At 65.9% G+C, this 7,192-nt stretch carries 7 protein-coding genes; 5 read left to right on the top strand and 2 right to left on the bottom strand.

Features of this window, described 5'->3' with window-relative positions:
• Positions 1-331: 331 nt before the first annotated feature.
• Complete coding sequence (locus VIR09_RS24400) at positions 332-964, bottom strand: class I SAM-dependent methyltransferase (protein WP_332015192.1); 633 nt, start codon at positions 962-964, stop codon at positions 332-334.
• A 125-nt stretch (positions 965-1,089) separates the two neighbouring features.
• Positions 1,090-3,552, bottom strand: a complete 2,463-nt coding sequence (locus VIR09_RS24395) for a penicillin acylase family protein (protein ID WP_332015191.1) — start codon at positions 3,550-3,552, stop codon at positions 1,090-1,092.
• Here VIR09_RS24395 and VIR09_RS24390 point away from each other — a divergent pair.
• From VIR09_RS24390 to VIR09_RS24370, 5 genes are all read left to right on the top strand, one after another.
• Positions 3,449-3,700, top strand: a complete 252-nt coding sequence (locus tag VIR09_RS24390; RefSeq protein ID WP_332015193.1) for a hypothetical protein — start codon at positions 3,449-3,451, stop codon at positions 3,698-3,700. The genes VIR09_RS24395 and VIR09_RS24390 overlap by 104 nt on opposite strands.
• An 87-nt stretch (positions 3,701-3,787) precedes the next feature.
• Entirely contained in the window at positions 3,788-4,996 is a 1,209-nt protein-coding gene (locus VIR09_RS24385; RefSeq protein WP_332015190.1) for an amino acid ABC transporter substrate-binding protein, read from the top strand.
• A gap of 18 nt (positions 4,997-5,014) precedes the next feature.
• Positions 5,015-5,878 carry a branched-chain amino acid ABC transporter permease gene (locus tag VIR09_RS24380; protein WP_332015189.1) on the top strand — a complete coding sequence of 288 codons (864 nt, stop codon included), beginning with the start codon at positions 5,015-5,017 and terminating at the stop codon, positions 5,876-5,878.
• Positions 5,875-6,822, top strand: coding sequence for a branched-chain amino acid ABC transporter permease (locus tag VIR09_RS24375; RefSeq protein ID WP_332015188.1), 948 nt, complete (start codon positions 5,875-5,877; stop codon positions 6,820-6,822). The genes VIR09_RS24380 and VIR09_RS24375 overlap by 4 nt, the downstream gene beginning before the upstream one ends.
• On the top strand, positions 6,819-7,192 hold a 374-nt coding region (locus tag VIR09_RS24370), incomplete at its 3' end, for an ATP-binding cassette domain-containing protein (RefSeq protein ID WP_332015187.1). The genes VIR09_RS24375 and VIR09_RS24370, both read left to right, overlap by 4 nt.

The raw sequence follows: 7,192 nt of genomic DNA, 5'->3' as shown, positions 1-7,192 counted from the left end.
GCGCGGCCTTCTGCTCCGCGGCCAAGGCCGCGCGTCCCAAGCTTGCTGCAGCCAAAGCACTCGCGCCGCCGGCCAACAGGCGTCGGCGCGCTGCGCTCTCGATCAGGGATGAACGCATCGCAGTCTCCTCGTTGGGACCGGGAATCGTTGTTGTTCCCGAACCCTGCCGGCCAGCTACGACGTGGCAGTCTGCCCCGCGCCCGCGTGTCTCAGGCCGTCAATAGTTATGCCTGCGATGTTGGTTGAGCGATCTTTTCGTGTCAATTAGTTATTTGCAATACGCTGCCCTAGTTCGTTTGGATAGGGCAAACCACCGGCCTGGCGGGACAGCCTAGACCTGCCGAGCCAAGCTGTACACCGAAGCCGGCGGCAGATTCAGCGGCACGAAACCGACCTTGCGCGCCCGCAAGCCGCAAGCCTCGAGTACGCCCGTGGATATCGGGCAGCGCACGCCATAGGTGAACAGGGCCATCGATCCCTCGGCAGGCAAGGCATCGAACACGGCGGCCAGCAACTGGTGATGATGCGCCTGGCTCATGTTGCGCAACGGCAGGCCGCAAATGGCGGCGCCGATCCCGTCCAGCTCCGGATGGAGCTTGCGTGAGAGATCCTGCGCCGCCACCTGCAATACCGCCGCCTCGGGAAACTGCTTCCGCAAGCTGGAACTCATGGCCGAGTCCTGCTCGACCAGCACCAGACGTGTGGGGTCCACCCCGCGGCGCAGCATTTCACGCGTGAAAACACCCGTGCCGCAGCCCAACTCCAGGACTTTGCCGGCGCTGGGCGGAATGCAGGCGGTGATGGCCGCCGCCAGCGCCGGGCCGGAAGGCGCTACCGCGCCTACTGCCGCGGGATTGGACAACAGCGCCTTGACGAACTGCGTGCGCTCCCGCAGCCAGCCCATCCGAGAGCTGGTTGCGGGTTTGCGCGGAACAACGGTTTTGTAGGATTGCGTGGAATGCATGGGGCCTCAGTCTCCTGGATCGGGAATTCCGTGCGACCCCGAAACCTTAACTGCGCCAGGCCATGCACGCACGCAACCGTCGGTAAGCACCCTTGTCAATTCGACCACGGGCGGTCTCGCCTGTATCAGCGCTGTACCGGGCGCAGGTTCAAGGTATCGGCCTTCTCGCTATCCACCTTGGCGCGGCTGAACGCCATGGGGAAATACTCGCCCGTCGCCCAATCCTTGAGCAGGTTCTGGTAGTACGGGCTGCGCGGGTCGGCGGACTGCCCGGGCACGTTCTGCACGCGCGAGTTGTCCCAGTTGGCCACGTCTATCACCTGGCGATAGGACGAGCCGCTGATCTGGCGGAAGTCGCTGGCGCGGAAGGTGCCGCGATGCACCGTGTCGTTGTCGCCGCCGACCGGATAACGCGGCGTGCCGTAGGCGTTGGCGGTCGCCGGCGGCAGCAAGCTGGCCAGGCTGTGCTCGAACTGGATGTGGTGCAGCTTGCCCCACTGCCATTGCGAGGAGTCCGGACCCAGCTTGGCGCGCAGCTTCTGCATGCCGTCGTTCAACGCCTGGAGCAGCAGCGCGTCGCGGCCCTGCTGCGGCTGCGGGCCGAAGGCGCTGTCCGGGGATGCCAGCTTTTCCAGCGTCTTGGCCGTGGACAGGTTGCCGAAGGCCGCGCGGCCGTTGGCGGGCACGTACAGCTCGGTCACGCGCTTGACCACCTCGGGCAGCCAGAATTCGTAGACCGTCGCCGCGCGCGACTCGGTGCCGACCCGCGCATCCCAGTCCTTCAACAGGCTCAAGGCCTGCGACGTTCCAGGATCGGCCGAATTCAGCGATTTGGCGTAGCCCGTCAAGGTACGCGCCGGGATCGACAGGTTGTCGTACTGCAGCGCTTGCGAGCCCTGGACCGTCTGCCCCTTGCTGTCGGCCAGCACCTCGCGTATGCGCTGCACGCGGTAGGGCTCGGCCCAGGTGCGCGCGGACATGTCCTTGTAGCGGTAGTCCGCCGGCAGGTTGTACTCGTTGGCGGTGGCGACATAGCCTTCCGGCGGGTTGTAGGCGCGAGGCAGCGCATTGCCCGGCAGCACGCCGCGCCATTCGAAGTCGCCGTTGCCCGGCACGGGCAGCATGCCGGACCAGTCGGCGCGCGGACGTATCGGCGCGATGCTGCCGCCGAACCAGCCGATATTGCCGTCGACATCGGCATAGACCATGTTTTCGCTGGGCGTGTAGTGCTTCTCCATGCCGGCGACGAATTCGTTCCAGTTCTGCGCCTGGTTCAGCCGCAGGCTGGCCAGATAGGCCGCGGTTCCGGGGAATTCCAGGTAGGCCGCGCGCAAGGCATAGGCCTTGTGGCGCACCGGATCCACGTGGATGACCGGGCCGTGGCGGGTGAATTTCAGCTGGCGCACCGCCGCGCTCTGTCCGCGCACCGGGATGGACTCATCGACCTGCCGCATCTTCTCCCAGCGGCCCTTGTAGCGGTATTCGTCGGGCTTGGCCGGGTTGGTGTCGTAGACGTACAGGTCTTCCTCGTCGCCGAAGGCGAAGATGGTCAGCCCGAAGGCGATGCGGTCGTTGTGCCCCATGGACACGCCGGGCAGCGCTGGTTCGCCGGCGCCGATCACGTTCCAGCCAGGCGCGTTCAGGTGCACCATGTAGCGCAGCGACGGCATGGTGATGGAACGGTGCGGATCGCCCGCCAGGATGGGCTTGCCCGTGGCCGTGTGCTGCCCGCCTATGGTCCAGTTATTGCTTTCATAGCGGGTCGCCATGGGATCGAAAGCGGGGTCCAGCGAGGCCAGCATGCTGGCCGACAGTTCGCGTGCGAGCTTGTCGCGCTCGGCGGCAGCGAGCGGGCTGCGCGGGAAGTCGGCGGCGACGAACTTCTGGCCGTTGCGCGCCAGGTTGTAGTCGGCCAGGACCGTGTTGTCGATCTGGCGCACGTCCAGGCCCGCAGGCACCTGCAGGGCCAGCGGCGGCTCGAAGGTGCTGAGTCCCTGCACGGCGTTCAGGCCCAGCGCGGCGACCCGTTGCGCCATCCTGACCTCTTCGCTGAGATTGCGCGTCAAGCCGTAGATGCGGATGAGCGAAGTCTCGGGGCTCCAGTAGCCGGGTTCAGTGCCGGTCAGCTTGAATTCCGGCGGCATCTGCTCGGGATTCGCCTTGACCCAATCGACATAGGCGTTGATGCCCGCCGCGAAGGACGTGAGGATGGCCTTGCCCTGCGGATGGTAGCTGGCGAATTCAGCCTGCATGTCGCCGCGGTACAGGAACAGCCGCGCCGCGCGGTCCTGCTCGACGAAGCGCGGGCCGAACTGTTCGGCCATCTTGCCCTCGCCCTGGCGGCGCCAGAGGTCGAGCTGCCACAGGCGGTCGCGCGCCGCGCTGAAGCCCTGCGCGAAGAACAGGTCATCCTGGTTCTGCGCGTAGATATGCGACACCCCATGCCGGTCGCGCACGATCTCCACGGGCTGGGACAGCCCCTTCATGTCTACGGTTTCTTTCTTGCCTCCGGGCGATGCGCAGCCTGCCAGCACTGCAATCAACCCGCTCGCCAGCCATGCGGCGGCCCTGCGATTGAACGTACGCATTGACTCCTCCTCGGTTTTATCTGTCTTCTATCTGCCTGCCGGCTTCGAGGGGGCCACGCCGCCCGAAGCGACCGCTAGCAATATGTACAACCAAATCACGGGTTCGTGGAACGCTGTTTCATTTGATCAGCTTAGTCAGAATATGTAACCAGTGCCGGATCGGGCCACGGGTTCAGGTAGACGTAAACGCGGGGGCAGAGAATGGACCGCATAAGAACTTGCAGGAGACATCATCATGTCTCGGAGACTATTGCTCGCCCTGCCCGTCCTGGCACTGGCCCTGCACAGCGCCACCGCGGCAGCGGCACCCGCGCCCGATATCCTGCTGGGCGCTTCCGTCCAACTGACCGGCCCTGTCGCCAATACCGGCCGCTACTACCGCGATGCCTATCAGATGGCGGTGGACCAGATCAACGCCGCTGGCGGCGTGAAGATTGGTGACGCCAACCACAAGCTGGCGCTGAAGATCTACGACAACCAATCGGACGTCAACCTGAGCGTGCGGCAGTACACGCAGCTGGTGACGCAGGACAAGGCCAATCTGCTGCTGGGCCCCTTTGCCAGCAATTTCGCGCTGGCCGATTCCGCCGTCTCGGAAAAGTACAAAGTGCCCATGGTCCAGGGCGGCGGCGCCTCGGACCAGATCTTCTCGCGCAAATTCAAGTACATCTTCGGCACCTTGGCGCCGGCCAGCAATTACTTCGGCAGTACCGTGGAGATGTTGAAGGCGCTCAAGCCCGCGCCCGCCAACGTGGCCTTGCTGTACGCCGATGACGCTTTCGATGTGTCGGTGGCGCAGGGTACCCGCCCGCTGCTGAAGGCCGCGGGGCTACCCATCACGATGGACGAGCGCTACAGCACCAACGCCACCGACTTCAACTCGCTGCTGTCGCAGATCAAGAGCAAGAACGTGGACGCGGTGCTGGTGGCGGGACACGAGACCGAGATCCTGAACTTCGTGCGCCAGGCCAAGAGCCTGGCCGTCGCGCCCAAGATGTACTCCTTCACCGTGGGCGTGCCGTCGGAGGATTTCCGCAAGGCGCTGGGGCGCGACGCGGACTACGCTTTCGGCATGACCGCCTGGCTGCCGTCGGCCGCGTTGAAGGACCGCTGGTTCGGCGACGCCGAGCAGTTCGCCCGCGCCTACAAGGCCAAGTTCGGCTATGACCCGGACTATCACGCGGCGTCCGGCGTGGCCGACGTCGAAGCGCTGGTCTATGCCATGGAAAGCGCCGGCAGCGCCAAGCCGCAGCAAGTGCGCGACGCCCTGGCCAAGATCAAGTTCGACAGCTTGTACGGCCCCGTCGCGTTCAACGCGCAGGGGCAGATCGACCTGCCTCAGGTCGTGATCCAGGTGCAGGGCGATCAGTTGGCCGAGATCTATGGCGCCAAGGGCTTCATCACGCAGCCCAAGTACCCCATGCCAGCCTGGAACGCGCGCTAGGGCCAGCGGGAGGACGGGATGGATCTGCTCGCGCAAATCCTGGTCAACGGCATACTGCTGGGCGGGCTGTATGCCGTGATGGCGCAAGGCCTGGCGCTGGTCTGGGGGGTGCTGAACATCGTCAACCTCGCGCACGGCGCGTTCATCATGCTGGGGGCGTACGCGTCCTGGTACCTGTACAACGACGCGGGCGTCGATCCCTTCCTGGGGTTGCCATTGACGGCCGCCGCCATGTTCCTGCTGGGCTACGCCCTGCAGCGCGGCCTGCTGAACCTGGTGGTGCGCGCGCCCATGTTCAATACGCTGCTCATCACATTCGGCCTGGAGGTCGTGCTGACCTATCTGGCGCAGCTGGCATTCTCGGCCGATTTCCGCACCATCAACCCGCCCTACGCCGGCAACAGCTACGCCATCGGCCCCGTGACCCTGCCCCTGGCGCGATTGGCCGCCTTTGGCGTGGCGTCGGCGCTCACGCTCGGAATGTGGCTGTTCCTGCTGCACAGCCGCCTGGGGCGCGCCATCCGCGCCACCGCGCAGAATCTGATCGCGGCCCGGCTTTATGGCGTCGAGCCGCGCCATCTCTACGCCGTCACGTTCGGGCTGGGTCTGGCGCTGGCAGGCGCGGCCGGCGGGCTCTATGGCACGGTCTCGCAGATCAATCCATACATCGGCGCCACGCTCACCGCCAAGTGCTTTGCCATTTCCATCATCGGCGGGCTGGACAATCCGCTGGGCGTGATGGTGGGCGGACTGTTCCTGGGCATTGTCGAATCCCTCACCACGCTATACGTGGGGCCGACCTACGCCGACGTGGCCAGCTTCGGGATTCTGGTGCTGGTGCTGCTGGTCAAGCCCAGCGGCCTCCTGGGCAGAGCGGCATGACGGCGCCGCGCGTGCTGCTGGCATTGCTGGCGCTGGCCGCGCTGGCTGGCGTGCCCTGGTATGGCTCGGACGTGCTGGTGCAGTTCGGCATCAACACCCTGCTGCTGGCGGTGCTGGCCCAGGGCTGGAACATCATCGGCGGATACGCCGGCTACGCGTCCTTCGGCAACTCGGTCTTCTACGGCCTGGGCAGCTATGGCGTGGCCATCGCCATGGCGCAGTGGGAACTGCCCTTCGCGGCGGGACTGGCGCTGGGCGTCGCGCTGGCCGTGGTTTTTGCCGTGGTATTGGGCCTGCCGGTGCTGCGGCTGCGCGGCCATTACTTCGCCATCGCCACCCTGGCGCTGGCGCAGGTCATGACGGCCATCGTCTCCAACATCGGGCTGGCCGGACAGAACATCGGCCTGGTGCTGCCGCCACTGAACAACGATCCGCTGTTCTACGAACTGGCCCTGGGCCTGCTGGTGCTGGCCACGCTCACCATCGCCTGGCTGACGCGCAGCCGCTTCGGTTTCGGGCTGATCGCGATCCGCGAGAACGAGGAAGGCGCGGCCGTCATGGGCGTGAACACCACGCTGTACAAGGTCACCGCGTTTGCCATCTCAGGCGTATTCAGCGCGCTGGCCGGCGGGATCCACGCCTACTGGATCACCTTCCTGGATCCGGAAAGCGCCTTCGACATCAGTCTGAACGTGAAGATGATCATCATGGCGGTATTCGGCGGCGCGGGCACCGTGTTCGGCCCGGTGGTGGGCGCGTTCTCGCTGTCGGCCATCTCGGAACTGCTGTCCAGCGAGATCACCAGCGTGGCGGGGCTGTTCTTCGGCGCGGTGATCGTCGCGGCGGTGGTGCTGATGCCGCGCGGCCTGGCCGACCTGCTGCGCCGTTTCCGCAAGTCGGGCTGGCGCTACTTCGTCGACAACATACGGGCGCACCGGCTATGAGCGCGATCCTCGACCTGCGCAATGTGACTCGGCGCTTTGCCGGGCTGGTGGCCGTGAACCAGGTCAGCTTCACGCTGGCCGAGGGGGAAATCCTCGGCCTGATCGGCCCCAATGGCGCCGGCAAGACCACGCTGGTCAGCCTGATCAGCGGCACGCTGGCGCCCAGCGCAGGCGAGATTCTCTATCAGGACCGGCCGATAGGCGGATTGCCCGCCTATCGCCGCGCCCGCCTGGGCATAGGCCGGACCTTCCAGATCATGCGACCCTTCCCCGGCCTGTCGGTGCTGGACAATGTGGCGGTCGGCGCCCTGTTCGGCCACGGCGGCGGCCAGCCCAAGCTGGCGCTGGCGCGCGAGCAGGCGCGGGCCTG

Source organism: Achromobacter sp., assembly GCF_036567245.1.
Lineage (GTDB): Bacteria > Pseudomonadota > Gammaproteobacteria > Burkholderiales > Burkholderiaceae_B > Achromobacter.
This window is presented reverse-complemented; position numbering and strand designations above follow the sequence as displayed.

What these genes read in the sequence shown, in the direction of transcription:
- VIR09_RS24395 (WP_332015191.1), bottom strand. Translation starts at nt 3,552, where the DNA reads ATGCGTACGTTCAATCGCAGGGCCGCCGCATGGCTGGCGAGCGGGTTG.
- VIR09_RS24385 (WP_332015190.1), top strand. Translation starts at nt 3,788, where the DNA reads ATGTCTCGGAGACTATTGCTCGCCCTGCCCGTCCTGGCACTGGCCCTG.
- VIR09_RS24375 (WP_332015188.1), top strand. Translation starts at nt 5,875, where the DNA reads ATGACGGCGCCGCGCGTGCTGCTGGCATTGCTGGCGCTGGCCGCGCTG.
- VIR09_RS24380 (WP_332015189.1), top strand. Translation starts at nt 5,015, where the DNA reads ATGGATCTGCTCGCGCAAATCCTGGTCAACGGCATACTGCTGGGCGGG.
- VIR09_RS24400 (WP_332015192.1), bottom strand. Translation starts at nt 964, where the DNA reads ATGCATTCCACGCAATCCTACAAAACCGTTGTTCCGCGCAAACCCGCA.
- VIR09_RS24390 (WP_332015193.1), top strand. Translation starts at nt 3,449, where the DNA reads ATGTCTACGGTTTCTTTCTTGCCTCCGGGCGATGCGCAGCCTGCCAGC.